General features: G+C 70.2%; 28 protein-coding genes. 9 read left to right on the plus strand and 19 right to left on the minus strand.

Annotated elements, in window-relative coordinates:
* Window positions 1-47 precede the first annotated feature (47 nt).
* Complete coding sequence (locus ELQ40_RS18435) at window positions 48-1019, plus strand: NAD(P)/FAD-dependent oxidoreductase (RefSeq protein ID WP_205649382.1); 972 nt, start codon at window positions 48-50, stop codon at window positions 1017-1019.
* Here ELQ40_RS18435 and ELQ40_RS18440 read toward each other — a convergent pair.
* From ELQ40_RS18440 to ELQ40_RS18455, 4 genes are all read right to left on the minus strand, one after another.
* A complete protein-coding gene (locus tag ELQ40_RS18440) occupies window positions 1007-2566 on the minus strand; it encodes an MATE family efflux transporter (protein WP_127795002.1) in 1560 nt (519 codons plus the stop codon). The genes ELQ40_RS18435 and ELQ40_RS18440 overlap by 13 nt on opposite strands.
* A 136-nt stretch (window positions 2567-2702) precedes the next feature.
* On the minus strand, window positions 2703-3569 hold the full coding sequence (locus tag ELQ40_RS18445) for a glycosyltransferase family 2 protein (RefSeq protein ID WP_127795003.1): 867 nt from the start codon (window positions 3567-3569) through the stop codon (window positions 2703-2705).
* Window positions 3553-4485 carry an isoprenylcysteine carboxylmethyltransferase family protein gene (locus tag ELQ40_RS18450; protein ID WP_127795004.1) on the minus strand — a complete coding sequence of 311 codons (933 nt, stop codon included), beginning with the start codon at window positions 4483-4485 and terminating at the stop codon, window positions 3553-3555. The genes ELQ40_RS18445 and ELQ40_RS18450 overlap by 17 nt, the downstream gene beginning before the upstream one ends.
* Before the next feature lie 43 nt (window positions 4486-4528).
* Complete coding sequence (locus ELQ40_RS18455) at window positions 4529-5314, minus strand: DUF4239 domain-containing protein (protein WP_164863699.1); 786 nt, start codon at window positions 5312-5314, stop codon at window positions 4529-4531.
* Between the two features lie 151 nt (window positions 5315-5465).
* Here ELQ40_RS18455 and ELQ40_RS18460 point away from each other — a divergent pair, with 151 nt between their 5' ends.
* Entirely contained in the window at window positions 5466-6299 is an 834-nt protein-coding gene (locus tag ELQ40_RS18460; RefSeq protein ID WP_164863700.1) for a helix-turn-helix domain-containing protein, read from the plus strand.
* A 12-nt stretch (window positions 6300-6311) separates the two neighbouring features.
* Here the strand turns inward: ELQ40_RS18460 and ELQ40_RS18465 are convergent, their stop codons facing one another.
* Window positions 6312-6707: a DUF1761 domain-containing protein gene (locus ELQ40_RS18465; protein ID WP_127795007.1), complete on the minus strand. Its 396-nt coding sequence runs from the start codon at window positions 6705-6707 to the stop codon at window positions 6312-6314.
* Window positions 6708-6791: 84 nt separating this feature from the next.
* Window positions 6792-7382, minus strand: a complete 591-nt coding sequence (locus tag ELQ40_RS18470) for a TetR/AcrR family transcriptional regulator (protein WP_205649383.1) — start codon at window positions 7380-7382, stop codon at window positions 6792-6794.
* A 102-nt stretch (window positions 7383-7484) separates the two neighbouring features.
* On the opposite strand from ELQ40_RS18470, the gene ELQ40_RS18475 reads away from it, so the two are divergent.
* From ELQ40_RS18475 to ELQ40_RS18490, 4 genes are all read left to right on the plus strand, one after another.
* The gene (locus tag ELQ40_RS18475) at window positions 7485-8186 is read left to right on the plus strand and encodes a GPP34 family phosphoprotein (protein WP_127795009.1); all 702 of its coding nucleotides are present in this window, start codon (window positions 7485-7487) and stop codon (window positions 8184-8186) included.
* A gap of 87 nt (window positions 8187-8273) precedes the next feature.
* Window positions 8274-8858, plus strand: coding sequence for a small multidrug efflux protein (locus ELQ40_RS18480; RefSeq protein ID WP_205649384.1), 585 nt, complete (start codon window positions 8274-8276; stop codon window positions 8856-8858).
* A 31-nt stretch (window positions 8859-8889) separates the two neighbouring features.
* Window positions 8890-10023 (plus strand): serine hydrolase, encoded by a 1134-nt coding sequence (locus ELQ40_RS18485; RefSeq protein WP_127795010.1) that lies wholly within the window; start codon window positions 8890-8892, stop codon window positions 10021-10023.
* Between the two features lie 36 nt (window positions 10024-10059).
* Window positions 10060-10431 (plus strand): iron chaperone, encoded by a 372-nt coding sequence (locus ELQ40_RS18490; RefSeq protein WP_127795011.1) that lies wholly within the window; start codon window positions 10060-10062, stop codon window positions 10429-10431.
* An 85-nt stretch (window positions 10432-10516) separates the two neighbouring features.
* Here ELQ40_RS18490 and ELQ40_RS18495 read toward each other — a convergent pair whose 3' ends face one another.
* From ELQ40_RS18495 to ELQ40_RS18515, 5 genes are all read right to left on the minus strand, one after another.
* Entirely contained in the window at window positions 10517-11344 is an 828-nt protein-coding gene (locus ELQ40_RS18495; protein WP_127795012.1) for a hypothetical protein, read from the minus strand.
* A complete protein-coding gene (locus ELQ40_RS18500) occupies window positions 11344-11685 on the minus strand; it encodes a PadR family transcriptional regulator (protein WP_127795013.1) in 342 nt (113 codons plus the stop codon). Before ELQ40_RS18500 ends, ELQ40_RS18495 begins: the two co-directional genes overlap by 1 nt.
* A gap of 54 nt (window positions 11686-11739) precedes the next feature.
* Complete coding sequence (locus tag ELQ40_RS18505) at window positions 11740-11949, minus strand: hypothetical protein (RefSeq protein ID WP_127795014.1); 210 nt, start codon at window positions 11947-11949, stop codon at window positions 11740-11742.
* Between the two features lie 85 nt (window positions 11950-12034).
* Window positions 12035-13657 carry an amidohydrolase gene (locus ELQ40_RS18510; RefSeq protein WP_127795015.1) on the minus strand — a complete coding sequence of 541 codons (1623 nt, stop codon included), beginning with the start codon at window positions 13655-13657 and terminating at the stop codon, window positions 12035-12037.
* Window positions 13654-15075: a cytosine permease gene (locus tag ELQ40_RS18515; protein ID WP_127795016.1), complete on the minus strand. Its 1422-nt coding sequence runs from the start codon at window positions 15073-15075 to the stop codon at window positions 13654-13656. Before ELQ40_RS18515 ends, ELQ40_RS18510 begins: the two co-directional genes overlap by 4 nt.
* 89 nt (window positions 15076-15164) lie before the next feature.
* Between ELQ40_RS18515 and ELQ40_RS18520 the strand changes: the two genes are divergently transcribed.
* Window positions 15165-15797, plus strand: a complete 633-nt coding sequence (locus tag ELQ40_RS18520; protein WP_127795017.1) for a TetR/AcrR family transcriptional regulator — start codon at window positions 15165-15167, stop codon at window positions 15795-15797.
* A 27-nt stretch (window positions 15798-15824) separates the two neighbouring features.
* Here the strand turns inward: ELQ40_RS18520 and ELQ40_RS18525 are convergent, their stop codons facing one another.
* Window positions 15825-16484, minus strand: a complete 660-nt coding sequence (locus ELQ40_RS18525; protein WP_127795018.1) for a trimeric intracellular cation channel family protein — start codon at window positions 16482-16484, stop codon at window positions 15825-15827.
* 72 nt (window positions 16485-16556) lie between these two features.
* The gene (locus ELQ40_RS18530; RefSeq protein ID WP_205649385.1) at window positions 16557-17279 is read right to left on the minus strand and encodes an alpha/beta fold hydrolase; all 723 of its coding nucleotides are present in this window, start codon (window positions 17277-17279) and stop codon (window positions 16557-16559) included.
* Window positions 17280-17393: 114 nt separating this feature from the next.
* On the opposite strand from ELQ40_RS18530, the gene ELQ40_RS18535 reads away from it, so the two are divergent.
* Window positions 17394-18095 (plus strand): GntR family transcriptional regulator, encoded by a 702-nt coding sequence (locus ELQ40_RS18535; RefSeq protein WP_370296512.1) that lies wholly within the window; start codon window positions 17394-17396, stop codon window positions 18093-18095.
* A gap of 10 nt (window positions 18096-18105) precedes the next feature.
* On the opposite strand, the gene dnaB is transcribed toward ELQ40_RS18535, so the two are convergent.
* Entirely contained in the window at window positions 18106-19482 is a 1377-nt protein-coding gene (dnaB, locus tag ELQ40_RS18540; protein WP_127795408.1) for a replicative DNA helicase, read from the minus strand.
* A 626-nt stretch (window positions 19483-20108) separates the two neighbouring features.
* Between dnaB and ELQ40_RS18545 the strand changes: the two genes are divergently transcribed.
* Window positions 20109-23243 (plus strand): M14 family zinc carboxypeptidase, encoded by a 3135-nt coding sequence (locus tag ELQ40_RS18545; RefSeq protein WP_127795020.1) that lies wholly within the window; start codon window positions 20109-20111, stop codon window positions 23241-23243.
* 63 nt (window positions 23244-23306) lie between these two features.
* On the opposite strand, the gene rplI is transcribed toward ELQ40_RS18545, so the two are convergent.
* From rplI to ELQ40_RS18570, 5 genes are all read right to left on the minus strand, one after another.
* Window positions 23307-23759 (minus strand): 50S ribosomal protein L9, encoded by a 453-nt coding sequence (rplI, locus tag ELQ40_RS18550; RefSeq protein ID WP_127795021.1) that lies wholly within the window; start codon window positions 23757-23759, stop codon window positions 23307-23309.
* 11 nt (window positions 23760-23770) lie between these two features.
* Window positions 23771-24028, minus strand: a complete 258-nt coding sequence (gene rpsR / locus ELQ40_RS18555) for a 30S ribosomal protein S18 (RefSeq protein WP_092673953.1) — start codon at window positions 24026-24028, stop codon at window positions 23771-23773.
* A 75-nt stretch (window positions 24029-24103) separates the two neighbouring features.
* A complete protein-coding gene (locus tag ELQ40_RS18560; protein ID WP_127795022.1) occupies window positions 24104-24619 on the minus strand; it encodes a single-stranded DNA-binding protein in 516 nt (171 codons plus the stop codon).
* 5 nt (window positions 24620-24624) lie between these two features.
* A complete protein-coding gene (rpsF, locus tag ELQ40_RS18565; protein WP_127795023.1) occupies window positions 24625-24999 on the minus strand; it encodes a 30S ribosomal protein S6 in 375 nt (124 codons plus the stop codon).
* A gap of 175 nt (window positions 25000-25174) precedes the next feature.
* Window positions 25175-26605: a CCA tRNA nucleotidyltransferase gene (locus tag ELQ40_RS18570; protein ID WP_127795024.1), complete on the minus strand. Its 1431-nt coding sequence runs from the start codon at window positions 26603-26605 to the stop codon at window positions 25175-25177.
* Window positions 26606-26674 lie beyond the last annotated feature (69 nt).

A 26674-nucleotide genomic window follows, 5' to 3' on the forward strand; every position in this document is an offset into this window, starting at 1 on the left:
AGGAATTCCTCTGGCCGTGGCGGCGCCGGCCGCGTAACGTGCGCGCGGTGAGCGAAGACCGCGACTCCTCGAACGGGCTCCTCGACGTCGTCGTCATCGGCGGCGGACCAGCGGGACTCAGCGCCGCGCTCTCGCTCGTGCGCGCCCGCCGACGTGTGGTCGTCGTCGACGCCGGCCGCCCGCGCAACCGGTTCGCCGCGCACATGCACGGCGTACTCGGCCACGACCACCTGCCACCGACGCGCCTGCTCGAGCTCGGCCGCACCGAGATCGAGGGGTACGGCGGCCGCATCGTCACGGGCGAGGTGCGCGACATCCGGCTGGCCGACCCGGCGATCGAGGTCGCAACCGCCGACGACGCAACCGGCGACGGGATGCTCCGGGCCCGGCGCCTGCTCGTCGCGACCGGGCTGACCGACGAGCTCCCCGACATCCCGGGCCTCGGCGAGCAGTGGGGTCGAGGTGTCGTGACCTGCCCGTACTGCGACGGCTGGGAGCACCGGAACGACGTGATCGGGCTCCTCGCCTCGATGCCCGCGAACCACGAGGGCGCGCAGATGCTGCGCCAGTGGTCGGACCGGGTCGTGTACCTGCCGAACGGCATCGGCGACCCGAGTCCTGAGGACCTCGAGCGACTCGGACAGCGGGGCATCCGGGTGGAGCCGGGCGTCGTCACCCGGCTCGTCGTCGATGCCGACGATCGGGTCACCGGCGTCGAGGTCGACGGCCGTCACGTCGCGGTCGACGTGATCTTCACCCCGCCGACGCTGCGGCCCAACGACGCGCTGCTGCGCGCGCTCGGGGCATCCGTCTCGGTCGACCAGCCGGGCCGCGCAGGGGAGTGGGTCGACGTCGACGCCGACGGACGCACGAGCGTCGACCGTGTCTGGGCGGTCGGCAACGTCGTCGACCAGCGGTCGAACGTCCCGGTCTCGATGGGCGCGGGGTCGCTGATCGCGGGGGCGATCAACTCCGACCTCCTTGCGGAGGACATCGAACTGGCGGGTCAGCGCGGCTGACGGCTGCGGCGGCCCGACCGCGGAGCACTGATCCGCGACCCGCGTCGCGACGCGTCGGATCCGGGCGACGAACCGCGCGCGGCGGCATCCGCAGCGGCGTCGCGCGCCGGAACCACGGGGATCGACTGCGTGACGACCGCGTCGACGACCATCGAGCCGTCGGTCGGTCCGATGATCGGCACCGCCGTCGTCTCGGTCACGACGGTCGGGTTCACGGGCATCCGGCCGAGTCGGCGGTGCTCGCGCACGTACGCGGGGACCAGCATCGCCGCGGCGCCCAGCCACGCCAGCGGGTTGCTCCAGACCACGCCGACGTACCCGACCAGCGCACCGAGCACGACCGCTGCGCCCACGCGCATGACGAGTTCGATGATTCCGGTCACGGTCGGCACGAGGGTGTGCCCGAGGCCCTGCAGCGTGCCGCGGAGCACGAACAGGACGCCGAGCGCCGAGTAGCTCGCACCGTTGATGAACAGCATGAGGGCCGCCATCCGCACGACCTCGTCGGATCCCTCGCCGACGAACAGGCGCACGAGGAACGTGCCGAACAGCACGAGCACGACCCCCAGCACGAGCGAGGCGGCGAGCGCCATCCAGGTCGCCTCGACGACGCCGCGGCGCACCCGGTCGGGGCGGCCGGCGCCGATGTTCTGCGCCGCGTACATCGATGCGGCGAGGCCCAAGGACTGCAGGAGTGCGACCGCGAGCCCGTCGACGCGGGAGGCCGTCGTGTACGCGGCGACCGCGTCGGCGCCGAGCGAGTTGAGCGCGACCTGCACCGCGAGCGTGCCGATCGCGATGATCGAGGCCTGGAACCCCATCGGGAGGCCGAGCCGCAGGTGCTCGACGATGTCGCCGCGCGAGATCCGCCAGTCCGCGCGGCGCACGTGCAGCACGGGCAGCCGGCGGCGCACGTGCACGAGGCAGAGCACCACCGAGATCGCCTGCGCGATCACCGTCGACGCGGCAGCCCCTGCGACGCCCCAACCGAGCGGGCCGACCATGAGCACGACGAGCACGACGTTCAGCACGCACGCGACGGTCAGGTAGACCAGCGGCGTGCGCGAGTCCCCGATGGCCCGGATGATCGCCGAGAGGAAGTTGAAGCCCATCATCGCGGCAGCGCCGAGGAAGCTGATCTGCGTGTACACCGTGGCCTCGGCGAGCAGCTCTGGCGGGGTCTGCAGCAGGCGCAGGGCGGGTTCGGCGATGAGCGGTGCGCCGACCGTGAGCACGAGGCTGATCGCGCCGGTCAGGAGCGTGCCCGTGGCGACCGAACGCCGCACGGCCGCGTGGTCGCCGGCGCCGAACGCCTGCGCGGTCGGAATCGCGAACCCCGAGGTCACGCCCCAGGCGAAGCCGAGGAGCAGGAACAGCAGGCTGCCCGTCGCACCGACGGCGGCGAGCGAGTCGACGCCCAGGTGCCGGCCGACCACGAGCGCGTCGGCGAACTGGTACAGCTGCTGCACGACGTTGCCGATGAGCAGGGGAACCGAGAACAGCAGGATGACGCGCCAGGGGCGCCCGGTGATGAGGGTCGTGGACATGGAGGCTCGCGGGAAGAGGCTGGATCAGGGGATGTGGTGCGGCACGGCGGATCGACGATGGGTGCCGACCGACCATCCTAGTCGAATCGATTCGACTCGGCGAGCATCGAAGCTCCGGAGCCCGTGAGCGAGATGATCAGTGCTCGGCTGGTTCGGCCTGCTTCGGCGCACCGCCCCACTGCTGCGCGGTGCGGTGGCCGTGCGCGGCACGCTCTGCGTGCAGCACAGGGTAGATGCCCAGCAGGGTGATCATCGGCGCGAGCGGCCGGAGGTCGTGGATGCCGTGCGCCTCGTACGTCCGCTTGAACCGCTCGACGTAGTAGAGGTAGTCGCGCGGCTTCGAGTCGAGGCGTCGCGCCGAGATGTTCGCGACCATCGACGAGACGTAGCCGACGCGCAGGCCCTTCAGCGCGAGGTGCAGCGCGAGGTCGAGGTCCTCGTGCATGAGGTCCTCGCGGTCGGGGCAGACGTCGGCGCGCACCGCGAGCCACGCCTCCTTCGTGATCGCCATGTTGCTGCCGAAGAGGAAGACGTACTCGCCGGCGAGCTTGACCTGCACACGCCGCACGGCGTCGTCGGCGAGTTCGCCGAGGCGGTGCATGGGCATGTCGTAGTAGCCGACGGGCCCGCTCGCGGCCACGAACTGCCCGGTGGCGAAGGCGCGCTGCACCTGCTCGACCCAGTCGGGTTCGAGGATCGAGTCGGAGTCGATCCGCCCCAGCACCTCGCCGGTCGCCGCGTCGAAGCCGGCGTTCCGGGTCGGGGTGATGCCCTGCTCGGCATCCTGCGCCACGATGCGGATGCCGGATGAGGGATGCTCCGCCTGCACGTCCTCGACGACCGCGCGCGTGCCGTCGGTCGAGCGGTTGTCGACCACGACGATCTCGTGCGCCGCGACCGTCTGGGCAAGGGCTGCCTCGAGGCAGCGGCGGATGTTCGCCTCCTCGTTGTACGCCGGGATGACGATCGAGACGGTCGGCATCGCCTCAGGAGGTGTGGTCATGGCTGCCACCGTATCCGACGGCGACCGGGCGAAGGCGAGGCCACCAGCAGCGCACCTGGGCGCGGTATCGCCGGAACGGGTCGCCGAAGCGCGCCTCGAGATCGGCCTCCTCGTGCGGGCGGATGACGTGATCCCAGAGGACGGCGCCGGCGACGGCGTAGACCACCACCAGCCAGGAGCCGAGGATCAGCCCGACCGCGGCGCCCTGCATGATCCCGGCGACGGCCATCGGATTGCGCACGAACCGGTAGGGGCCGGCGACGACCAGGCGGTTCGGCATCGCGGCGGGCAGCGGCGTGCCGTCCCCGCGCACCGACATCGCGACCGCCGCCCAGATGCCGAGCGCGCTGGCGAGCAGCAGCACGGCGATGCCGATGGGCACGGCGGGCGGCGGGAAGTCGACCGAGAGCCGCCACCTGGACTCGAACCACGCGATCACGATCGGGATGACGCAGAGGAACAGCCCCCAGAACACCACGATCTCGAGGCCCGTCCCGGCGAGGTGCGCGCGGGCGTCTCCACGCCGATCGGCCGGCCGGAACTCGAACGGACCTCGGATCAGCCATTCGGTCGGCACCCTGCCGAGCGTCACGAGGCACAGCGCGAGCATCGAACCACCGGATGCCGCCGCCATCGCGAGCACGCCCCACCCGGCCTCCCCGGTGAACGTCGCGTAGCCCGCGAGGCCGAGCGCGACGAGCAGCGTCCATCCCGTCGCGATGAACGCCGCCCATCGAACACCGGCCGCGGCGATCCCCGAGGCGAGGACGAACAGCGGCAGGTCGAGCGCCGCGATCACGATGGGATCGAGGCTTCCGAGCGTCGCCTCGCGCACGAACGGCACGGTGAAGACGGCGACCCACCATGCGGCGCCGGCAGCCGCCTGCACGGCGAAGTACACCCGACCCCAGCGCATTCGGCAACGGTATCGCGGGCTCGCCCGGCAGTGGCGCGGCCGCTCAGTCGTCGAGCAGCTGCACGTCCACGCGCTCGAACGCGCCCGGACCGACCGAGATGGTCCCGGCGTACGGGTGGTCCATGTCGGCGGTCACGAACATGACGAGCCCGATGAACAGGGCGAGCATCCCCGCGATGAACACGTGCATGCGCCGGCTCGACACGTCGATCAGCCCGATCAGCACCGCGTTGATGATCGCGCCGACCCAGATGACCAGCCAGAACAGCAGGGGGAGCTGCAGCGTCACCGCGTCGATCCGCTCGCGGCGGTCCTCGACGAACTCGTCGAAGGTCGCCAGCAGCTGGAGGTACACCGCCTCCTGGCCGGCCGTCTCGGGCTCGAACCCGTGCAGGAGTCGATCGAACTCGTCGACGTGGGGGGCACTCGCCTCGGGGATCAGGCCCTCGCGCTGGTCGGGCCAGTCCTCGTTGATCACCACGTGCACGTAGGCGTCGAGCCGATCGCGCATCTCCTCGCCGATGGACTCCGGCAGGCCGTCGGTGCCGCGGTGCAGCGCTCCGAGGTCGACCGCCTCGTCGAGGGTCGCCGCGTGCGTGCTGGCGTAGTTCTCGTAGACGGAGACGGCGACGAGTGCGAGGAGGATGCCGAAGAAGACGCCGAACGTGCCGATCACGTGCGCCAGGGCGCGGTCCCACTGCTTTCGGTCGTCGACGAAGCGGCGCACCAGTGGGCGCAGGCCGAGCGCGATCAGGCACGACGCCAGCACGAACCCGCCGACGAACACCGGCAGCGTGATCCACACGCTCGTGTCGTAGAACCAGTTCACGTGCCCTCCCCCCGGGGGCGCAGCCGGCGGCTCCGCCCGCCGGTCGGGCGACAGCATACTCGCGGTCGAATCGGGTCCGCACGACCGCGAATCCCGCGATGACGCCGCCCGCGGCGTACGGTCGGCCGGCCCGGCGCAGTACCGTGACGGTGTGATCCACGAGGAACGCGACCCCCCGAGCAAGCTGGCGGGCATCGTCGTGCGCGCGTGGTTCCTCGAGACGCAGCCGGCTCGGCGGTTCGAGAAGATCCTGCCGATGCCGTTCGCGCACCTGATCGTCAACCTCTCGACCTCGTACCGACAGTTCGATGCCGGCGGCGTCGCCACCGAGGTGTCCGATGCGTTCGTGTCGGGTCTGCAGTCCGGATACCTCGTGATCGAGTCGCCCGCGCTCATCCGGCACGTCGGCCTCGAACTCGCGCCGACCGGGTTCCACGCGCTCGGAGCGGCGGCGCCCGCGGCGACGGCGGGGCGCGTCACGGATGCGCGCGCGGTGTTCGGCGGCGTCGACGAGTTGGTGCAGCGGCTGCGGACGATCGATCGCCCGACGGAGGCGGTCGACGCCCTGCTCGACTTCGCCGAGGAACGGACTCCTGCTGCCGGCGGCCCTCGCTACCCGCTGGTCGAGGCAGCGCTCGAGGAGGTCCGGACCGATCCCGACATCCGGATCGGTCCGCTCGCGATGCGACTCGGCGTCTCGCACCGTGCGCTGCTCGCCCGCGTTCGAGCGGTCACCGGCACGACGCTGAAGCACCACGCGCAGGTGCAGCGGTTCCACCGGTTCATCGACGCGGTGCACGCCGCCGGAGGCCGACCGGACTGGGCCGGCCTCGCCGCGGCATCCGGCTACTACGACCAGCCCGACGTGATCCGGGCGTTCCGACGGTTCAGCGGCTGGACACCCGCGGAGTACTACCGGCTCGTCGCCGAGCACGGGCCCGAGGTCGCGCATTTCGTGCCGCTCGACCAGGTGCCCGCGTCGTAGCGGCATCCGGATTCAGGCCTGCATCCCGCCGATGATGGCGCCCATCGCGGTGAAGGTGACGACGTGGTACCCCGCATCGATCGCCCAGAGGGCGAACGGGCGGCGTTCGAACAGGTAGGTGATGGCGAGGCCGGCGGCCACCCACGTCAGCCCGGCCGCGAGGCCCGCGACGGTTCCGAACGCGAGGCCGCCCGCGCCGATGAAGGCGGCGAGGCTCGCGGCCATCACGACGGCGAGCAGGAACGAGCCGATGAAGATACGCGCCATGCCCGTGCGCAGCTGCTCGTCACTCACCCCGGCTGCGCGTTGCCACGGCTTCGCGAACAACAGCGAGTACCAGATGCCGCCGACCACGAAGGCGGCGACGGCCGCGAGGCCGACGGCGAGCGGGTTCATCACGAGGTCCATGTCGAGATGATGCCGCCGCCGGCAGCTCACCGGATTGGAGATTCTTGACGCATCCGGGCCTTGCGGGGCCGCCCCCGGCGCGCCTCAGTGCTCTGGGCCGCCGAAGACGGCGTCGATCGCCATCGTGAGCGTGGACGCCTCGAACTTCAGGCGCTCGGACGCGGGGAGGATCGCGCGGTCGAGCGAGAGCCCGTCGATGACGGCCATGAGAAAGCGGGTGCGTTCCCGGGTGTCGCCCGGCGCGAGCGCTCCCTCCGCTTCGAGGATCGCGAGCCAGGACTCGACGCGGAGCTCGGCCTGCCGGATGAGCACGAGGTATCCCGTCCGCGCCTCGTCGGTCGATTCCGGGGAGATGAACGCCTCGTAGATCGTCTGCCAGGTCTCTCGCGCCTGGGTTTCCGTTGTGAACGGTTCGAGGAGGGCCCACAGGCTCTCTCGGAGCCGTTCGCGAGGCGGAACCGACGTGTCGTGGATCCTGGCGTCGGGCATCGCCTCCGCGTAGATGTCGGTGAGCACCGCGTCGATGAGCGCGCGTTGCGTCGGGAAGTAGTGGCGAAGGGTGCTCGCACCGACGCCGGCCCGCGCCGCGACGGCGCGCACGCTGGGTCGCTCGAGCGCTTCGCGCGTGATCTCCTTCGCCGCGTCGAGGATGCGCTCGCGAGTGCCGATGGTCACCACCTCCTGTCTCAGGGAATACTACCGACCCGCACAGCGTACTAGTACAGTGTGCTAGTACGCTGTACTAGCGAGACATGCACTCCAGCGAAAGGCAAGCTCATGACCGACCAGGCCGGACACGACGCGACGACCACCCGATACGGCGTCGCCGACGACCTCCTCCTGCTCCTCTTCCAGCCGGCGTCCGGAACCGTCTCCGGCGAGAACACGCTGTTCTACGTGCTCGCGGGGGCGGTGCTCACCGACCTCGCGCTCGAGGACGCGGTGGCGGTCGACGACCGCGGCGCCCGGGGCACCGTCGTCGCGGCAGCGGGCGACACCGCACCCGACGACGAACTCCTGCTCCCGATGTGGGAGTACCTGGCCGACAAGTCGCGCGGCGTGCAGACCGCACTCGCCGCGATCGGCCCGCGCCTGCGCGAACCCGTGCTCGACCGGCTCGTCGCCCGCGGCGACCTGCGGCGCGAGCGCGGCAGGGTGCTCGGGTTCATCCCGACCGAGACGATCGAACTCGGCGACACCGGCCGGCGCGAGCAGTTGGTCGCCGCCGTCCGGGCGACCCTCGTCGACGGCGCCGAGCCGACCGCGCGCACCGCGGCGCTCGCCGCCCTGCTCTCGGCGAGCGGCGCGCTGCCGACGCTGCACCGCGAGATCCCCTGGGGGTCTGCCGTCGCCACCCGCGCGAAGGAACTCGAGCGCGGCGACTTCGGCGCGGATGCCGCGGCGCAGGCCGTCACCCGCACGATGACCGCCGTCGTCGTCAACGCCGTGATCGCCGCGGGGGTCGTGTCGGGCCGCTGACCGAACCGCCGACCTGATCGAACCACTACCTGACCGAACCACTACCTGACCGAACCACTACCTGACCGAACCGCTGAAAGGACCGTCGTGAACCTCATCGAGGCACTCCAAGACCTCATGTCCCAAGTCCCCCTGCTCGTGCAGCCGCTGATCGTGGCCGCCGCAGCAGCCATCCCGTTCGTCGAGGGCGAGCTCGCGTCGGTGCTCGGCGTCTGGGCGGGCCTGAACCCGTTCGTCGCCTTCGCGGCAGCCGTCACGGGCAACTTCCTCTCCGTCTTCGTCGTCGTCGTGTTCGGGGCGCGCATCCGCGCCGCCATCGTCGCGGCGCGGGCGCGTCGCCGAGCGCCGGAACGCGTCCCGGCGATGGTCGGCGCGAGCGGGTCGGATGCCGCTCCACTCGTCGAGCCGGATCAGCCCGAGGCATCCGCGACGTCGGCGAAGGCCGAATCGAAGGGCCGCCAGCGCTTCCGCCGCTTCCTGGTCCGCTTCGGCGTGCCCGGGGCGAGCATCCTCGGCCCGCTCGCGCTGCCGACGCAGATCACCTCGGCGATGCTCGTCGCCTCCGGCGTCTCGAAGGGCTGGATCCTGCTCTGGCAGGCCGTCGCGATCGTCCTGTGGACCGCGTTCACGACCGCCGTGAGCGTCGGGGTCATCACACTGGTCGCGGGCTGACGGCCGACGAGCGGTGTGTCAGACTCGCGCCATGACCACCGGGCTGAAGGACCTGCTGGAGCGGCACCTCGAGCGCGGGACCATCCCCGGCGCGGTTGCGATCCTCGCGCCGGCCGACGGCGAGAGCGAGGTCGTCGCGGTCGGCGCGAGTGCGATCGAGGGCCCGCCGATCACGCCCGATGCGATCTTCCGCATCCAGTCGATGACGAAGGCCATCACCGCGGTGGCGGCGCTCCGGCTCGTCGAAGCCGGTCGCGTCGGCCTGGACGACGCGCTCGACGAGTGGATGCCCGAGCTGCGCGGCCGACGGGTGCTCACCTCGCCGACCGCGCCGCTCGACGACACGGTGCCGGCGCGACGGTCGATCACGCTGCGGCACCTGCTCACGAACACGAGCGGGTACGGCGGCATCGTGGTCGACTCGCCGCTGCAGCGCGCGATGGAGGACAACGGAACCGCAGCGGATGCCGAGCCGGTCGCGCTGGGCGCCGGCGAGTGGCTGGCCCGCCTCGCGGAGCTGCCGCTCGCCTTCCAGCCGGGGGAGGGTTGGCGGTACCACCACTCGTTCGGCATCCTCGGCATCCTCATCTCCAGGATCACCGGCCGGCCGACCGGCGACCACCTCGCCGAAGACCTGTTCGGTCCGCTCGGCATGGTCGACACGGGATTCTGGACTCCCGCCGATCAGGCGCACCGGCTGCCCGCCGCGTACCGTCACGAAGGCGGCGGGCTCGTCGAGACCGAGCCCGCCGGGGGCGGGTTCTACGCGGGCACTCCACCGTTCGACGTCGACCACGCCGAGCTCGTGTCGACGGCGACGGACTACCTCCGATTCCTGCGGATGCTCGCGCTCGGCGGCACGGTGGACGGTGAGCGAATGCTCTCGGCCGAACACCTCGCGGCGATGACCGGCGACCAGGCCCCCGCCCGGGTGAAGACGGACGACAGCTTCTACCCCGGGTTCTGGGACGGCATGGGCTGGGGCTTCGGGGTCGGGGTGCAGACCTCGGGGCCGCGCGCGGGCAGGTACGGCTGGTCGGGCGGGCAGGGCACCGACTTCTTCGTCGAACCCGACGGCACGATCGCGATCCTGCTCACCCAGGTCGAGCTCGACGGGCCGATGTTCCCGCTCCTCGACGAGTTCCAGGACGTCGTCGGGGAGTGAGTGCGTCGGCGGGAGGCACGGGCGTACACTGCCCGCATGACCGGTCCAGCGACGATCGACGAGTACCTCGCAACCGTTCCTCCCGAGGTGGCGGAGCGCCTGCAGCGCATCCGCGAGGTGATCGAGGCGGAAGTCCCCGATCCCGAGGAGCGGATCCGGTACGGGATGCCGGCCGTCATGCTCGGCGGCCGGTACGCCCTGCACTTCGCCGGCTGGAAGAAGCACATCGGCATCTATCCGGTGCCGACCCTCGACGAACTCCTCGAGTCGGAGGTCGCGCCGCACCGCACGGAGAAGGACTCGGTCGTGTTCCCGCACTCCGCCCCCGTGCCCTACGACCTGATCGGTCGGATCACCGCCGCGATCGTGGCGCGACGGAAGGCGAGCACCGCGTCCACCGGAAGGTAGAGGACGAAGATCGCGAGCAGGGCCTTGCACGTGGCATCCGCCTCCGGGGAGACGAAGATCGGACCGCCGAGGATCCACCAGAGCATCACCGCGAACGTGGCGACATCCAGCACCCGTGGAGGCGATGCAGCGGCGGAGACCAACGGCCCGCGATCAGCAGCGCGATCCCCAGCCCGACGTACGCGGCTCCCACGAGCAATATCCATGGAGCGCGGAGGGCGAGGAACTGCTCGTCGAGGGCGAGTGCGTCCAGCGCCGGCTGGGGGAGCCAGGGTGCCACCGAAGGCAGTCCGGGCAGCGCGAGGAGTGTCGTCGCTCCCAGCAGGCTGAGCGCCATCGTGACGACCAATCCCGTGCGGCTCACCAGATCGCGATCGATCGTCTGCGCTGGGATGCGGGGCGCTGCTCGAGGAGTCCAGGACTCGGAGGATGCGTCGCGTCGTCGGTTCGCCAGCGCGGCGAGCAGGGTGTAGGTGATCAGGAGCCCCGGCCACCAGAACGCACCGATTCCGGGGCCGAGCCACCACACCGTCAGCCGGCCCCACCACGCGTCTGCACCGTAGTCCCAGCCGACGACGGGGATGGCGCCCGAGAGGTAGCCCGCGAGCGACACCACCCAGATCACGCCGACTCCACCGAGGGCGAGCCAGGTGAATCGCGGGGCATCCGACGGACGGATCACGGTGAAGCCGGCCGGACGGTATCGGTCGGCCACGTCCTGCGGGGCGCCGAATGCCGTGAGCAGGTCCATGGTCATCGCGGCATCCGGTGCCCGATCGGAATCGGTCGCTCGGCCGGCCAGTTCGTCGTCGAGCAGCGAGCGCAGTTCGAGTGCGACATCGGTGCGCTGCCGTTGCGGAAGGTGTCGCACCACGTCGCCGACGTAGCTGTCGATGATGGCCTTCGGGTCCATCAGTCCTCCTCGCTCAGAAGCCGGTCCATGACCGACGCCAACGACCCCCACGCGGAGGTCAGCTCATGGAAGAGCAGAGTGCCCTCCGCGCTGAGTTCGTAATAGCGGCGCGGCGGACCGTCCTCCGCGTGCCACTCGGAGGCCAGGAGTCCCTGGCTCTCGAGGCGCCGCAGCAGCGGATAGAGCGTCCCCTCCTCGATCGGCATCCCGCGCCTGCCGAGCGCCTGCCGGAGGGAGTAGCCGTACTGCTTCGTGCGCAGTTGGGAGAGCACGGCGAGCACGAGGACGCCCTTGCGGAGGTCCTGCTCCAGCTTGGCGAGCTGTGCGCCGCTATCTGCCATTCGACACACAGTACATAGCGCCGCACAGTAGGTCAATCCTGTGCTTTCCGCGGCTCAGCCGCGGCGACGTGAAGCCGGTGGAGGCGGAACCTCCCTCGCGGCGACGACCGCGCCGCGGGGGATCGTCTCGAGACCGCGCTTGCCGTCGACCACGAGTTCACGCTCGTCGATGGACACGAGCGGACCCAGCGCATCCGTCGCCTGGCCGGTCGGCAGGATGTACCGCACCACGACCCGCATGCCGGGATCGAGTCGGTTCAGCATGTTCCCATTGTGGCCCGATCGCCCACGCCGTCGACCTGCGCCGACGACTGGCCGCGTCGAACCGTACCGTCCGGTGTTCCCGGGGCTACCCGCTCGTCGGCCCGGCGTCGGCCGCGAACTGCACCCGACCGGCGACGATGGTCTCGAGGACGCGGGCCGTCAGCAGCGCCCCCTCGCCTTCGGTGAACGGGTCGGTGTCGACGATGACGACGTCGGCGGCGTACCCGGGGGCGATGCGTCCCCGCCACGCGCCATCGCCGACCGATGCCGCCGCGTCGCGGGTGGCGTGGCCGAGTGCGCGCTCGAGCGGCAGCGCGTACTTGGGATGCGTCGCGGGGACCGTCGGGTCGAGAGCCGAGGCCCGGGTCGAAGCGACGTACAGGTTCGCGAGCGGGTCGTGGGGCGCGGTGGGGGCGTCGGTCGAGAAGGCGAGCAGCGCACCGGCGTCCTCGTACTCGGGCCAGGGGAACGCCCGGTCCACTCGGTCGTCGCCGAGCATCTCGGCCCAGTTCGCGAAGATCGCGGGGTCGGCGTGCACGGGCTGCATCGAGGCCGTGACCCCGAGGCGCGCCATCCGTTCGGCGGTGCCGGGCGCGGCGTACTCGAGGTGCTCGATGCGGTGCCGGCGCGGGCGGTCGCCGTTGACGGCCACCGCGTGCTCGATCGCGTCGAGCGCGATCTCGCTCGCGAAGTCGCCGATCGCGTGCTGGGCGATCTGGAGGCCTGCGGCATCCGCGGCGGCGACCACCGGCTTCAGCGCGTCGAGCGGCCAGATCGGCTCGGCGTTGCTGCCGTCGGCGTAGGGATGCCGCATCGCCGCGGTGCAGGCGTCGATGACGCCGTCGAGCACCAGCTTGATGCCGATGACCCTCAACCACGGTGTCGCGGGATCGGCGGCGAGTTCGGCGGCGCGCGCGACCTGGGTGAGGTTCGCGTCGGGGTCGCCGGTGTTCGCGACGAGCCAGTGCCCCGAGACGCGGAGGGGCAGGTCGCCGCCCCGCTTCGCCTGCGCGCGCTGGAGTGCGGCGAGTCCGAGCTCGTCGAGCCCCATGTCGATCGCACCGGTGACCCCGGCCGCCGCGTAGGCGGCGAGCACGCGCTCGACGGCCAGGTCGCGGTCGGCGTCGGTCGTGGTCCGGTCGCGGTGGGCCCACGCGAAGTTCGTCGCCGCGGTCTCGAAGAGCATGCCGTTCGGCTCTCCGTCATCGTCGCGGCCGATCGAGCCGCCGAGGGGGTCGGGGGTGTCGCGGGTGATGCCGAGCTCGGTGAGCGCGGCGCTGTTCACCCAGCACGAGTGGAAGTCGTTCGCGTCGAGGTAGACCGGTACGTCGGCCACGGCCTCGTCGATCATCCACCTCGTCGGCCGTCCCCCGGGGACCGAGTCGAAGAGCCACCCGCGCCCGCGCAGCGCGGTCGCCGTCGGATCGGCGGCCCTGGCCTCGCGCAGGCGGCCCTGGATCTCGTCGAGCGACCGCGCATCGGTGAGTGCGACGTCGCCGAGGGCGTTGCCCAGGTGGAGCACGTGGGTGTGCGCGTCGGTGAACCCGGGCAGGGCGATCGAGCCGGCGAGGTCGACGACCCGATCGGTGCGCGGTGCGTCGGCGGGGCGGCCGACGAACGAGATCGTGTCGCCGTCGATCGCGAACGCCTCGGCCCACGGGTGCTCGGCGTCGGCCGTGAAGACGCGGCCCACGTACAGCGTGCTCACGGCCGGCCTCCCTTCGCGAGCGGGGTGCGCAACAGCAGTGCGTACGCGACCGCGGCCACGATCATCCCGATCGGCACCGACAGGTCGATGAAGCCGGTCGACTCGGCGACCGGCCCGGCCCAGACATCCGTCGCGAGGCAGACCGCGGTCGCGACCGCGCCGAGCAGGAGGGCGATCAGGCCCGCGAAGCCCCAGCCGCCCGTGTACCAGAAGCGGCCGCCGGGTCGCTCGTCGAACAGGTCGATCCCGTCGTAGGCGAAGCGGCGGAGGAGCACGTCGACGGTGAAGATCGCCATCGCCGGGCCCGACACCACGACGAGGAACTGGAGCATGAGGTTCGCCGCCTCGAGCAGGCTCGACGAGAGCACGAGGTAGATGGTCAGCGCGGTGCCGACGACGCCGACGATGATCGCGGCGGGGATGCGCCGCAGGGGGAGTCCGATCGCCTGCAGCGCCATGCTCGAGGTGTACGCGGTCATCGCGTTCAGGGCGATCGTGTTGATGATCACGCCGATGACGAGCATCGGGCCCAGCCACGCGGGCAGCATCGTGAACAGGGCGACGTCGATGCCCGCGGCGAAGCCGTCGGCGCTGAGGCCCGTGGCCAGGAGGGCGCCGACCCCGGTGAAGACCGCGAACGGCAGCGCGCCGCCGAGCGCCGTCGCGGCGGCGATGTGCGAGGGCTTGGTCGAGCGCGGCAGGTAACGGGCGATGTCGGGGCTGTTGATGAACGACAACGGCGTGGAGGCGAGGATCGTGAAGCCGATCGTGATCGCCGACCACAGCGGCACTCCGGACAGCGGTTCGGGCGCCGCGTACCGCCAGTCGGCGGTCGGGAGGATGAACGCGGCGACGACGAGGAAGATCGCGAAGAGGGCCGCCGCCAGGTATGGGTAGACGCGCAGGATCAGGCCGTGGCCGAAGATCGCGACCAGGATCGTGGCCGCCGAGACGACGATCGTCACGCCGATCGGCACCCAGACGGGATCGGAGATGCCGACCTGGGCGAGCAGCACCGATCCCATGAACGACGAGGCGAGCCAGGTGAGCGACAGGAACACGGCGCCGATGAACCAGCCGACGAAGGCGACGAACACCTTGTTGCCGTGGATGCCGTACATCGCCCGCGTGACGACCGAACCCGAGGTGCCGGCTGCCGGTCCGCTCGCGGCGATGACGCCGGGGAAGACCCACAGCAGTGCCGACGCCAGGATGACGGCGAAGGCCTGCCAGAGTTCGAGTCCGAGCAGGATGAGGGTCGCTCCGACCGTGAAGTTCAGGATGCTCACCCCGGGCGCCGCCCAGACGAGGAAGAGGTCGCGGGCGCGACCGTGGCGCTCGCCGTCGGCGATGAGCTCGATGCCGCGCGTCTCGGGGCGCGTGGCGACGTCGGCGAGTTCCTCGGTGGTCGTGGACATGACACCCTCCCGGACTTCATTGGTCGGTCGACCTTTATTGGTCGGTTGACCAATGGCTTATTGGTCGCCAATTCAATAACATGGATGCCATGGCGTCAAGCACGGAATCGCGCCGGACGCGGAAGCGGCCCGAGGAGCGGCGCGAGGAGATCGTCGAAGCGGCCGCGACCATCGCGCTCGGCGAGGGCCTCGAACGCGTCACGCTGCGGGCCGTCGCCGACCGGCTCGGCGTGCGGCCCGGCCTGATCACGCACTACTACCCGGCCGCCGAAGACCTCGTCACCGAAGCCTTCGGGCGCGCGGCATCGGTCGAACGGGAACGCTTCTTCCCGCATGACGGCACACCCGTCGAGCGACTCGCCCGGTTCCTCCACCACGTCGAGAGCGGCGCATCGGCGCCCCTTGCGCAACTCTGGCTCAACGCGCGCCACCTCGCGCGGTTCAGCCCGGCGCTCGCGGGCGTCCTCGAGGAGCAGGACGCTCTCGACCGCGAGCGGCTCACTGCGATCATCGCCGCGGGCGGGGCGGCCGGCGACTTCGACGTGGCCGACGCCGAGGTCGCGAGCATCCGCATCCTCCTCGCCATCGACGGCAGCGGCTCGTACGTGAACAGCGGCGACGAGATCGATCACCCCGTCCGCCGAAGCTTCGCGGCCGACGTCGCCGAGTGGTCGCTCGGCCTGCCCGTCGGCAGCCTCGCTTGGGCTGTTCAGCGGGGGTGAGCGCGCGGGTGAGTGCGCAGGCCGGCGTCAGGCGGGCGAGCGTCGCCGCGGTCGGTGGAGTGATCGCTGTTCGGGGAACTTCCAGTCGAAGACGACCGCGGCGACCCGGACGACGGTGGTGACCGCGACGCAGATGGTCGAGGCGATGAGCACAGCGACTCCGAACTCCACGAGCAGCACCAGGACCCCGACCCCGGAGCCGGCTGCAACCGCGTAGAGGGTGCCGACCCGGAGGAACGAGACGGGGATGCTGAGCACGATGTCGCGGAGCATCCCCCCGCCGATCGCTCCGACCACGCCGACGACGAGCGCGCCCACCTCTCCGACACCGAGGGAGAGGGCCTTGGTCGCGCCGATCGCGCCGAACAGCCCCATCACGACGGCGTCGAGCAGGGTGATCAGCCATCCGGCGTGAGCGATCAGGGGTTGGAGCGTCATCCCGATCAGGGCGGAGCCGCCGGCGACGACCAGGTACCAGTTCATCCAGATGACCACGGGCGGCTGGTTCAGGACGACGTCGCGCAGCAGGCTCCCGCCGAGCGCGACGATCAGTCCGATGACCAGCACGCCGAGGACATCGATGCGTCGGTGGCGCGTGTCGGCGGCGAAGAGCGCGCCTTGCAGCCCGCCGAGTCCGGCGGCGAGCAACTCGACCCACAGCGCAACCTGGAATGTCGTGATCGACATGATCGTGCTCCTCCGGAGTGGCCGGGGTCGGCTCGCCGTGGCTGCGCACCGACCCCGGGCGGGTGCGAGACGTCAGCTGACGACGGCCTCGGCGGATTCCCGGGCGGCCGACTTCGCGGCGGTGACGATGACGTCGGCGACGGTGTCCGCCTGCGTGATGAACAGGGCGTGACTGCCGGTGACATTCGTGATGTCGGCGCCGATGCGGCCGGCCATGTGCTGCAGCATCGCCTGGTCGAACGCCCGGTCTTCGGTGGCGATGACAGCCCAGCTGGGCTTGTCCCGCCACGCGGCGGCGCTCACGACGGAGTCGAAGACGTCCATGTTGATCGGCACCTGGCTGTCGGCCAGGAATGCGGCGTCCGCCTCGCTCAGATCGGCGGCGAAGCCGGCGTGGAACCTGTCGCGGCGCAGGAATCCGTAGCCGTCCTCGCCGACGTCGATGACGAACTCGGGGGTCTCGGCGAATCCCTCGTACTGCTGCGAGGTGGTCTCGCCGGCGTCCGGCGCGAGCGCCGATACGTAGACCAGGCCCGCGACGTTCGGATGCACGCCCGCCTCGGTGATGACGGTGCCGCCCCAGGAGTGGCCGACGAGGATGGCCGGGCCGTCCTGCAGGTCCAGCACGCGGGTGGTCGCGGCGACGTCGTCGGCGAGAGAGGTGAGCGGGTTCTGCACGATCGAGACGCGGTAGCCCCGGGCGGTGAGCAGGTCGTAGACCCGGCGCCAGCCGGATCCGTCGGCGAATGCTCCGTGCACGAGGACGACGTTCGTGATCTCTCCGTTGGTCGACATGACGCTTCCTTCCAGATGCGGCTCGGTGGAGCCGGGTTGGTGGTGGTGCCTGGTACAACGCGCGCAGTACGCAATATATTGCATACTGGATCGTGCGACAAGGAATCCGGCGACTTGCAATCGACGTCGAAGGCGTGCGCAATATATTGCATGCCTATTCCTCGCACGGTCCCGGGCGTGGATCGCTCACTCCTCCGCGACGACGTCTTCCGCCGACTGCGCGACGCCATCGTCGACGGCACGTTCCTGCCTGGGGAGCAACTGAGGGACGGAGAGCTCGCCGAGTGGCTCGGGGTGAGCCGGACCCCGGTGCGCGAAGCGCTGCTGCGCCTGGGAGCCAGCGGACTGGTCGTCGCCAAGCCCGGTCGATCCACGACCGTGAGCACGATCGACCCCAAGGCGGTGCGCGACGCGAAGGACGTGGTCGCCGCCATGCATGTGCTCGCCGTCCGCGAGATGGCCGGGAACGCCACAGAAGCCCAGATCGAGCGGATGACGGACGCGAACCGGCGCTTCGCCGAGGCGTTGCTCAGCGGCGACCTCGCCGCAGCCCTTGACGCCGACGAGGACTTCCATCGGGTGCCGGTGACAGCGCTCGGCAATGCGGCGATCGCCTCCGTGCTCGACCAGTTCGGACCCGTCGTCCGCCGTGCGGAGCGTGGACGGTTCGCCGCCGACGGTCGGGCCTCGTTGGAACGCCACGAACAGCTCATCACGCTCCTGGTCGCGGGCGACGTCGAGGGGGCGTCGGATCTGACCTTCGAGACCTGGCACAGCCTGTCCGACGAGGCGGAGCAGGCGCCGCAGCGGAGCTGAGGGCGAACCCCTACACCTGCGCCATGTCGGCGAACTTCGAGAAGTGCCCCTGGAACGCGACGGTGATGGTCCGCGTCGGTCCGTTTCGGTGCTTCGCCACGATCAGGTCGGCCTCGCCGGCTCGGGGGCTGTCGCGCTCGTAGGCCGATTCGCGGTGGAGCAGGATCACCATGTCGGCGTCCTGCTCGATCGAGCCGGATTCACGCAGGTCGGAGAGGGCCGGCATCTTGTCGGCGCGCTGCTCCGGTCCACGGTTCAACTGCGACAGCGCGATGACCGGCACCTGCAGCTCCTTCGCGAGGAGCTTCAGCGCACGCGAGAACTCCGAGACCTCCTGCTGGCGGCTCTCGACGCGCTTGCCGCTCGTCATGAGCTGCAGGTAGTCGATGATCACCATCTTGAGTCCGACGCGCTGCTTCAGCCGGCGGCACTTCGCGCGGATCTCGACGAGCGTCATGTTGGGGGAGTCGTCGAGGTAGAGGGGCGCGTCGTTGATACGGCCGCGCGTCGACGCGATCGTGGTCCAGTCGCGGCCGTCGACGGTGCCCTTGCGCATGTTCTGCAGCGGCACGTTGGCCTCGGCCGAGAGCAGTCGCATGGCGATCTCGGCCTTGCCCATCTCGAGCGAGAAGACGATGGTCGGCAGGTCGTGGTGGATCGACGCGGCGCGCGCGAAGTCCAGCGCGAGGGTCGACTTTCCCATCGCGGGTCGCGCGGCGACGATGATCATCTGGCCGGGGTGGAACCCGTTGGTGAGGTCGTCGAGGTCGTGGAACCCCGTCGGCACGCCGACCATCTTGCCGTCGGTGTGCTTCGCCGCCTCGATCTCGTCGATGGCCGCGGTCACGGCCTCGGTGAGCGGCACGTAGTCCTCGGTCTCGACCGATCCGGTGACGCCGTAGATCTCGGCCTGGGCGTTGTTGACGAGTTCGGTGACCTCGCCCTCGCCGGCGTAGCCCATCTGCACGATGCGGGTTCCGGCTTCGACGAGCCGGCGCAGCAGGGCGCGCTCGGCGACGATCGTCGCGTAGAACCCGGCGTTCGCCGCCGTGGGCACGAGCGAGGTCAGCGTGTGCAGGTACTCGACGCCGCCAGCGCGCTGGAGCTCGCCGTTCTTCGTGAGTTCGTCGGTGACCGCGATGACGTCGGTCGGCTCGCCGTGCGAGTACAGCGAGAGGATCGCGTTGAAGACCACCTCGTGCTTGGGCACGTAGAAGTCGACGCCGCGGATCGTCTCGATGACGTCCGCGACGGCGTCCTTCGAGAGCATCATGCCGCCGAGCGCGCTCTGCTCGGCGAGCAGGTCGTGCGGGGGAGTGCGTTCGCCGCGGCGGGACTCACCGTCGTCGGGAGGCTGCTCCGCGAGTCCGATGTGCGCGATCGACAACTCCATGACCTCCGGTTCCGGCAGAGCGGATGCCCCGCGCGAGCGCGCGTCTGCCTCTCGGATCAGTCCTATCAAGGACTTCCGACACCGGAATCGGGGGCTGGCCGTGGGGCCGGTCGGGAGACGCTGATTCAGGCTAGGGAACCGATTCTCCACACACAACTGCACCTGTGGATAACTCTGGGGAGAAACTGGGCGAAACGCCGGTGATCGTGTGCACACCGCCTGTGGAGAACTGTGGAAATCGTGTGAATTACACGGTTGCAATTTCAACTTGATCAGGGATTTACACAATCCACACCTGTGTGGGAAAAGTTCTTTGGAAATCCACGGGCCGGGCCGCGCCACCTGTGCACAACCATCTGGAAAACCCGAGGGATGCTCTTGCATCGACGGCGGTCGCGGGTGTATCGAGCGGGGGCGGCCGGTCGCACCGATGAGGGCCCGCCACGGCGGCGCCGGCACTCATCCACCCGTCACGCGAACGTAACCGAGGGGCTGTTGCCCGAAACATCCCATCGCATAGATTTGCCAGCACATCGCCCCCGGCTCATCGTCGAACCGAGGCCGTGCCGCGGGCGCAGCACCACCCGACCCAGGTCGGCTGAACCTGAAATGGAGAATCCGTGCTCAAGCGAACCCTCGCGGGCGTGTGCACCGGGGCCGTCGTCATGACGTCGGCCCTCGTCGCGACACCCGCCTTCGCCGCGGTGGAGCCGCCGGTCCTGGACATCGTCCGACCGCTCTCGCCGTACATCCAGATGCCCACGCAGTATCCGTCGCAGCCCGAGCTCGAGGTCGTGCCCGACCTGCCGACGGATGCCTCGATCGCTCGCGGAGTGATGCCGTACGACGAGATCGCACCGTTCATCAACGGCCTGATGGAGTCCAGCGACCGGGTCTCCGCGCAGGTCGTCGGCAAGTCGGCGCTCGGTCGCGACATCTACATGGTCACGGTGACGGCGCCCGAGACGGCCGCCGAGGTCACCCAGCAGTCGGCCTGGCGCGACAAGGTGAAGTACGACCCGGCCGGCGCGGCCGCCGACGAGGCGCTGCAGGCCGGCTACAAGGTGCCGATCTGGTACAACGGCAACATCCACGGCAACGAGTGGGAGGGCACCGACGCGACCCTCAACTACATCGAGGACCTCGCGACGAGCGACGACCCCGAGGTGCTCGACCTCATCGCGAAGAACCGGCTCTACTTCACGGTCACCAACAACCCCGACGGCCGCGCGCTCGGCCAGCGGGCGACGGCCAACGGGTACGACGCGAACCGCGACTTCGTCACGGGCGCGACCGCGGAGGCATCCGTCGTCCGCGATCTCGCGAGCATCATCCAGCCGACGTACTTCGTCGACCTGCACGGCTACACCAATGTGCTCCAGGTCGAGCCGTGCGGTCCGCCCCACGGCGAGAACTACGAGTACGACCTGTTCGTGCCGCACGCCTACGCAACAGCCCTCGAGATCGAGGATCGCGTCACCGCGGCGAACATCCCCGGCAACACCTACTACGACCCGGCGTCCGGCGGCGTGGTGAACACCAACACGGGGTACATCAACATCCCGTTCCGCGACCAGCGCGCCGGCTGGGACGACTGGCCCCCGATCTTCGCCCCGCAGTACGTCGCCTACCAGGGCGCGATCACCAACACCGTCGAGCTGCCGCTCGGCCGTTCGGGCGACCAGCCCGCCCGGTCGAAGATCAACATCGAGGTCGCCGAGATCGTCGTCGACACGGTGTCGGACTACGTGCAGGAGCACCGCGACTCGCTGCTCGACAACCAGATCGAGATCTTCCGCCGCGGGCTCGCGGGCGAGCCGAGCAAGGTGATCCCGGCCGACATCGCGCCCGAGGACCTCGCGCCCGGGGTGCCCACCGAGTGGACCGACATCTGGGACGAGACCGACCTCTACAACGCCGACTACCCGCGCGCCTACGTCATCCCGACGGACGGCTCGCAGCGCTCGGCGTCCGACGCTGAGACGCTCGTGCAGCAGCTGCTCGTCCACGGCATCTCGGTGTCGAAGACGACGGCGCCGTTCACGGCCGGTGACGTGACCTACCCGGCGGGGTCGTTCTACGTCGACATGCACCAGCCGCTGCGCGGCCTCGCGAACGTCCTGCTCGACGAGGGCAGCGACATCTCCGAGCGCGTCCCGGCGATGTACGACATCTCCGCCTGGAGCCTCGCGCTCCTCTGGGGTGCCGACGTCCTGTCCGTCGGCGACACGATGGATGCCGCTCCCACGACGGACCTCGAACCCGTCGAGGAGGCGCCGCTCACGGGATCGATCCCCGCCGAGGGGACCTACCTCGCGTTCCAGCCGCGCGGGGTCGCCGACTACCAGGCGGTCAACGAGCTGCTCGGCGAGGGCGTCGCGCTCTCGCAGTTGGCCGACGGCACGATCATCCTCGGACCGGATGCCGCGTCGTACGACGCCGCCGAAGCGGTCGCCGACGTGTACGGCGTCGACTTCGTCGCGAGCGACGGCCTGGCGCTGGCCTACGAGGAGAGCACCGCGCTCGGCTCGGTGACGGTCGGGTACGTCAGCAGCTCCGACGACCGCGACGCGCTCGCGAAGCTCGGGTTCGCCGACGCGGTCCCCGTGACCGCGGCGACGATCACCTCGGGCGCCGTCGACCTGTCGACGATCGACCTGCTGTTCGTCGGCGGGAACCTGACGTTCAACGCCTCGCAGGCCGCAGGGCGTGCCGCGCTCGACGCCTACCTCGCGGCGGGCAAGCCCGTCGTCGGCCGCGGCACGGCGGGTTCGAACTTCCTGAGCACGTACGGCATCACGACCGTGACGGGCGTCACCGGGACGAGCGGTTCGAACGGCATCATGACGGTCGACACCCCGGCCACCGGCGTCCTCGGCGACTACCCGCAGGACACCGTGTTCGGTTCGTCGTTCGCCTGGTTCACGGGCCTCGGCGCCAACGCCACGGTCGAGCAGACCTACGCGGCAGGCGACCCGTTCGTCTCCGGCCACTGGGTCGCCTCGGCAGGACGCTCGCAGGCGGATGCCGCCGGCCAGGCCTCGGCGATCTCCGCGGTCGGGCCGACCGGTTCGAAGGCCTTCGTCTTCGGCACCAGCCCGACGTACCGCAACCACCCGGTCGGCGCGTTCAGCGACATCGCCCGCGCGATCTTCTGGGCTGCACCCGAGGGCGCGGACGTGCCGGTGCCGGCGGACACGATCAAGCCGGTCGCCACGCTGGTCACGCCGACGACGGCAGGGCCCTTCCAGAAGTTCGACGTACAGGTGGATGCCACCGACGACCGTGGTCTCGACCGCGTCGTCGCGAACATCTACAAGGACGGCAAGCTCGTCAAGAGCACGCAGACGCCGGCGAACGGGGCGAAGGCCGCGACGCACACGGCATCGGTGACCCTGCCGGACGGCGCGTACACGGTGAAGTACAACGCCTCGGACCTGGCCGGCAACATCGCGAAGACGGGGACGTTCGCGTTCACCATCGACGCGACGAAGCCGAAGGCCACGGTCAAGGACGGCGCGTCGTTCACCGTCAAGACCGGCGACACGTACGACCTGATCTCGTACAAGCTGTCGGATGCCGGGAAGATCGACAAGGTCGAACTCAACGGCAAGGTGAAAGACCTGACGAACAACGCCTGGTCCGACGTCAACTTCATCAAGCCGGGTGTCTTCGGGGCGGTGCAGGGGGTCAACACCCTCGTCGTCTACGACGTCGCCGGCAACACCGAGACGTACACGTTCACCCTGAACTGACGTCCTGACACGACGAGGGGCCCGGGCGAATCGCCCGGGCCCCTCGTTCGTGCGTGCGCGAAATCACTTCGCGGCGACCACCTGCAGGGTGATCGTGGCGCTGACGTCGTCGTGCAGACGGACGTTCGCTTCGTGGTCGCCGACCGACTTGATCGGGGTCGGGATCTCGATCTTGCGCTTGTCGACCGAGCCGAGACCGGCGGCCTCGACCGCGGCCGCGACATCCGACGTCTTGACCGAGCCGAACAGGCGGCCGCCGTTGCCGGCCTTGACCGACAGCTTGACCTTGCCCTCTTCGAGCTTGGACTTCAGCGCCTGCGCGTCCTCGAGGGAGTGCAGGGCGCGCGACGCGCGCGCAGCCTTGATCTGGTCGACCTGCTTCTGGCCGCCGCGGGTCCACGGGGTCGCGAAACCCTGCGGGACGAGGTAGTTGCGGGCGTACCCGTTCTTGACCTCGACGACGTCGCCGGCCTCACCGAGACCCGACACTTCGTGCGTGAGAATGACCTTTGCCATGATGGTGCTCCTTAGCGGCCCGAGCCGGAGTAGGGCAGGAGCGCCATCTCACGCGCGTTCTTCACTGCGCGGGCGATGAGGCGCTGCTCCTGCACGGAGACACCGGTGATGCGACGGGCGCGGATCTTGCCGCGCTCCGAGATGAACTTCCGAAGGGTGGCGACATCCTTGTAGTCGATGACGCCGACCTTGACGGACTTCGCGGGGGCTGCGTTCTTCGCACCCTTGCCGCGAGGCTTGCGGCGGTCGCCGCTGCTCTTTCCAGCCATGGTTCTTTCCTGTCTTGTGAAAACGATTCGTGCGAGGGATGTCTCGGGCGAGGCATCCGTTCGCGGCCTGCCGGCCTAGAAGGGCGTGTCGTCCCCGTAGTTGGTGCCGGGCGTGTTCCACACGTCCCCGCCGCCCGAGGAGGCGGCCGGAGCGCTGGGCGCCCAGGCGTCGTCGGACGAAGAGGAGCCCCCACCGTAGTTGGAGCCTCCGCCGACACCGCGGTTGGACTGCGCTCGCGTGACCTGGGCGGTCGCGTACCGCAGGCTCGGACCGATCTCGTCGATCTCGAGCTCGATGCTGGTGCGCTTCTCGCCCTCCTTGGTCTCGTAGGAGCGCTGCTTCAGCCGCCCGGTAGCGATGACCCGTGAACCCTTGGTGAGCGAACCCGCCACGTGCTCGGCGAATTCACGCCAGCAGCTCGCGCGCAGGAACAGCGCCTCGCCGTCCTTCCACTCGTTCGCCTGGCGGTCGAACGTGCGGGGGGTGGACGCGATGGTGAAGTTCGCGACCGCCAGCCCGTTCTGCGTGTACCGCAGCTCCGGGTCGGCGGTGAGGTTGCCCACCACGGTGATGATGGTCTCGCCGGCCATGGGGACTAGGCGTCCTTCTTCTTCGCAGCGGCGGCGGCCTTCTTGGCGGCCTTCGCCTCTTCGGCCTTCTTGACGGCGGCGACCTGGGCGATCGCCTCGTCGGCGCGGAGGACCTTCGTGCGCATGACGGCCTCGCTGAGGTTCAGCTGGCGGTCGAGCTCAGCGGTGGTCGCAGGCGTCGCGGTGAAGTCGACGACGGCGTAGATGCCCTCGGCCTTCTTCTTGATCTCGTAAGCCAGGCGACGGCGTCCCCAGATGTCGACGTTGTCGACAGAACCGCCATCGTTGCGGATGACGTTGAGGAACTTGTCGAGGCTGGGAGCAACGGTGCGCTCGTCGATCTCGGGATCGAGGATGACCATCAGCTCGTACTGGTGCATGACGTACCCACCTCCTTCGGACTATGCGGTCGCAGACGTTCTGCGACAGGAGGGTGTCAGGCGTCGAACTGCGGAGGCCCGGATTCGGGCACGCAGACAACCTGTCAAGTGTAACGGATGCCCCGCGCCCACGCCATTCGGCCGTGAGCCATCCTCACCGCGGCCAGGTCGTCGGTCACGCGCCGCGGGCGGCCCACCAGGCGCGGAGGCGCTGCTCCGCGGCATCCGCGCCGATCGGACCCTCGTCGAGGCGCACCTCGAGGAGGTACCGGTACGCCTCTCCGACGACGGGGCCGGGCTTCAGGTCGAGCAGGCGCATGATGTCGGCGCCGTCCAGCTCGGGGCGCACCGCCGCGAGCTCCTCCTCCTCGGCGAGCACGGCGATGCGCTCCTCGAGGTCGTCGTAGGCGAAGGCGAGCATGTTGGCCTTGCGGCGGTTGCGCGTCGTGACGTCGGCGCGGGAGAGGATGTGCAGCCGTTCCAGCTGGTCACCGGCGTCGCGCACGTACCTGCGCACGGCCGAGTCGGTCCACGAGGCATCCGTGTACCCGAAGAACCGAAGGTGCAGTTCGATCAGCCGCGCGACGGCCGCGATCGTGTCGTTGTCGAACCGCAGCGCCCGCAGGCGCTTCTTGGCGAGCTTCGCGCCGACGACGTCGTGGTGATGGAAGCTGACCGCTCCGCCCGGCTCCATCCGCCGGGTCGCGGGCTTGCCGATGTCGTGCAGCAGCGCCGCGAGGCGCGCCACCAGGTCGGGGGAGTCGAGGCGGCCCCGCGACCGCTCGTAGTCGATCGCCTGGTCGAGCACGGTGAGGCTGTGCTCGTAGACGTCCTTGTGCCGGTGGTGCTCGTCGCGCTCCAGCCGCAGGGCGGGCAGCTCGGGCAGCACCCGGTCGGCGAGGCCGGACTCGACCAGGAGTCGAAGGCCCGGCACCGGGGCATCCGTCAGCAGCAGCTTCGAGAGTTCGTCGCGCAACCGCTCGGCCGAGATCCGGTCGATCGCGGCGGCCAGGGCGACCATCGCCGCGCGGGTGCCCTCCTCGACCTCGAAGCCGAGCTGCGACGCGAAGCGCGCCGCGCGGAGCATCCGGAGCGGATCGTCGCCGAACGACACCTCGGGAGGCGACGGCGTGCGGAGCCGCTTCGCCATCAGGTCCTCGACGCCACCGGACGGGTCGACGAGTTCGAGCCGGGGGAGCCGCAGCGCCATCGAGTTGACCGTGAAGTCGCGGCGCGTCAAATCGCCCTCGAGGGAGTCGCCGAAGACGACCTCGGGCTTGCGGGAGTCGCCGTCGTAGGTATCGGCGCGGTACGTCGTGATCTCGACCTGCTCACCGCGGATGCGCGCGCCGATGGTGCCGAAGTCGCGCCCGATGTCCCAGTGCGCCTGCGCGATCGGCTTCACGATCTCGAGGATCTCGTCGGGACGGGCATCCGTCGTGAAGTCGAGGTCGTGCACCGGTCGCCCGAGGAAGGCATCGCGGACCGGCCCGCCGACGAGGGCGAGCTCGCGGCCGGCCGCCTCGAAGGCGTCGGCGAGCGTCGACACGGTCGGCGAGGCCGCGAGTTCCCGAAGTCGACCGAGGGCCGAGGCGACGTCCTGCATGCCTCTCATGGTAGGCGGCGGTCCGGTCCGCGCCCTGTGGACGTCGAGCGGCCGCGGAGCCGCCACGCC

The sequence above is a fragment of the Agromyces sp. LHK192 genome, assembly GCF_004006235.1.
Classification (GTDB): domain Bacteria; phylum Actinomycetota; class Actinomycetes; order Actinomycetales; family Microbacteriaceae; genus Agromyces.

What these genes read in the sequence shown, in the direction of transcription:
- ELQ40_RS18440 (WP_127795002.1), bottom strand. Translation starts at nt 2,566, where the DNA reads ATGTCCACGACCCTCATCACCGGGCGCCCCTGGCGCGTCATCCTGCTG.
- ELQ40_RS18445 (WP_127795003.1), bottom strand. Translation starts at nt 3,569, where the DNA reads ATGACCACACCTCCTGAGGCGATGCCGACCGTCTCGATCGTCATCCCG.
- ELQ40_RS18450 (WP_127795004.1), bottom strand. Translation starts at nt 4,485, where the DNA reads ATGCGCTGGGGTCGGGTGTACTTCGCCGTGCAGGCGGCTGCCGGCGCC.
- ELQ40_RS18465 (WP_127795007.1), bottom strand. Translation starts at nt 6,707, where the DNA reads ATGGACCTCGTGATGAACCCGCTCGCCGTCGGCCTCGCGGCCGTCGCC.
- ELQ40_RS18475 (WP_127795009.1), top strand. Translation starts at nt 7,485, where the DNA reads ATGACCGACCAGGCCGGACACGACGCGACGACCACCCGATACGGCGTC.
- ELQ40_RS18485 (WP_127795010.1), top strand. Translation starts at nt 8,890, where the DNA reads ATGACCACCGGGCTGAAGGACCTGCTGGAGCGGCACCTCGAGCGCGGG.
- ELQ40_RS18490 (WP_127795011.1), top strand. Translation starts at nt 10,060, where the DNA reads ATGACCGGTCCAGCGACGATCGACGAGTACCTCGCAACCGTTCCTCCC.
- ELQ40_RS18495 (WP_127795012.1), bottom strand. Translation starts at nt 11,344, where the DNA reads ATGGACCCGAAGGCCATCATCGACAGCTACGTCGGCGACGTGGTGCGA.
- ELQ40_RS18500 (WP_127795013.1), bottom strand. Translation starts at nt 11,685, where the DNA reads ATGGCAGATAGCGGCGCACAGCTCGCCAAGCTGGAGCAGGACCTCCGC.
- ELQ40_RS18505 (WP_127795014.1), bottom strand. Translation starts at nt 11,949, where the DNA reads ATGCTGAACCGACTCGATCCCGGCATGCGGGTCGTGGTGCGGTACATC.
- ELQ40_RS18515 (WP_127795016.1), bottom strand. Translation starts at nt 15,075, where the DNA reads ATGTCCACGACCACCGAGGAACTCGCCGACGTCGCCACGCGCCCCGAG.
- ELQ40_RS18520 (WP_127795017.1), top strand. Translation starts at nt 15,165, where the DNA reads ATGGCGTCAAGCACGGAATCGCGCCGGACGCGGAAGCGGCCCGAGGAG.
- ELQ40_RS18525 (WP_127795018.1), bottom strand. Translation starts at nt 16,484, where the DNA reads ATGTCGATCACGACATTCCAGGTTGCGCTGTGGGTCGAGTTGCTCGCC.
- ELQ40_RS18530 (WP_205649385.1), bottom strand. Translation starts at nt 17,279, where the DNA reads ATGTCGACCAACGGAGAGATCACGAACGTCGTCCTCGTGCACGGAGCA.
- rplI (WP_127795021.1), bottom strand. Translation starts at nt 23,759, where the DNA reads ATGGCAAAGGTCATTCTCACGCACGAAGTGTCGGGTCTCGGTGAGGCC.
- rpsR (WP_092673953.1), bottom strand. Translation starts at nt 24,028, where the DNA reads ATGGCTGGAAAGAGCAGCGGCGACCGCCGCAAGCCTCGCGGCAAGGGT.
- ELQ40_RS18560 (WP_127795022.1), bottom strand. Translation starts at nt 24,619, where the DNA reads ATGGCCGGCGAGACCATCATCACCGTGGTGGGCAACCTCACCGCCGAC.
- rpsF (WP_127795023.1), bottom strand. Translation starts at nt 24,999, where the DNA reads ATGCACCAGTACGAGCTGATGGTCATCCTCGATCCCGAGATCGACGAG.
- ELQ40_RS18570 (WP_127795024.1), bottom strand. Translation starts at nt 26,605, where the DNA reads ATGCAGGACGTCGCCTCGGCCCTCGGTCGACTTCGGGAACTCGCGGCC.